1 protein-coding gene is annotated in these 938 nt (G+C 40.5%); it reads right to left on the bottom strand.

The window, feature by feature from the left end:
* Nucleotides 1-87: 87 nt before the first annotated feature.
* Nucleotides 88-840 carry a sugar isomerase domain-containing protein gene (locus tag AB1L08_RS22430; RefSeq protein ID WP_413066783.1) on the bottom strand — a complete coding sequence of 251 codons (753 nt, stop codon included), beginning with the start codon at nucleotides 838-840 and terminating at the stop codon, nucleotides 88-90.
* Nucleotides 841-938 lie beyond the last annotated feature (98 nt).

Below are 938 nucleotides of genomic sequence, written 5' to 3'. Positions count from 1 at the left end.
CAGATTACACTCCATTTCCAGTAAATTTTTGGGAATTCAGGAATTTACTCGTTTGGAATACCGAGAGTATATTATATATAAATGTTTTTATAAGTTCTTAATTTTACCTTTAAAGCGTTCGATAAACTGGTTATTCCATTCGTCACCGCCGGTTGCATTTCCGCTTTTCCAAATAGGAGGCTGAATGTTTTCTTCTGCTAGTAAGCGGGTTGCTTCAATCGTTATATTGTTTAAAATAAATGCATTTGTGAAAGTAGAAATCGCTCCAACCTTTTGCTCTTGGCCTTCAATCTTAAGTACGGCATCACCTACTTTAATTTTGCTATCGATGGCAATGTCTACAATATCTTGGAGGTTGTGTTTGCCAGGGTGCCGCGCTGGATGGTCGATTGGAGTTTCTTTCGCATGCTCAAAAGAACAAATACCAATTGTTTTCACGCCAAGTTCTTTAGCATATAGAGCAGCATCAATGGTCGCTGCATTGATTCCATAGGCATTGACAATCATTAATAGGTCGCCGGATTGTAATTGGTAATCGTCTAATACTAGACGTCCGTAACCAGGCATTCTTTCGATTTTCATGGAGCGAAGGGCACCGCCGCTTAAAAGGGTGCCTTCATCTAAAATTGCGCTGGCATGCATAAGGCCGCCCGCCCGAAAGAAAACTTCCTGTGAGGCTAAATTGGAGTGACCTCCCGGACCATACACATAAAAAATTTGATCATCCTTAACGTGTGACGCAACGGCTTCCGCAGCTTTTTGCATGGCATCTTTTTCCGTCTTCATAATCTCGTTTAAATAAGATACAATCTCCTCATAGTAGCTCATCATTAATTTCATTTCTCGATACCTTCCTCAAAAGTCTGTGTCAACCATTTGTGGGCAGATATTTTCGCCCTTTATTTTTGAAAGCACTTTCACACTTTTAGGGTTCTCCA

It is taken from the genome of Siminovitchia jepli (assembly GCF_047228825.1).
Classification (GTDB): domain Bacteria; phylum Bacillota; class Bacilli; order Bacillales; family Bacillaceae_C; genus Siminovitchia.
This window is presented reverse-complemented; position numbering and strand designations above follow the sequence as displayed.

Coding starts and splice junctions, on each gene's coding strand:
- AB1L08_RS22430 (WP_413066783.1), bottom strand. CDS start 840: ATGAAATTAATGATGAGCTACTATGAGGAGATTGTATCTTATTTAAAC.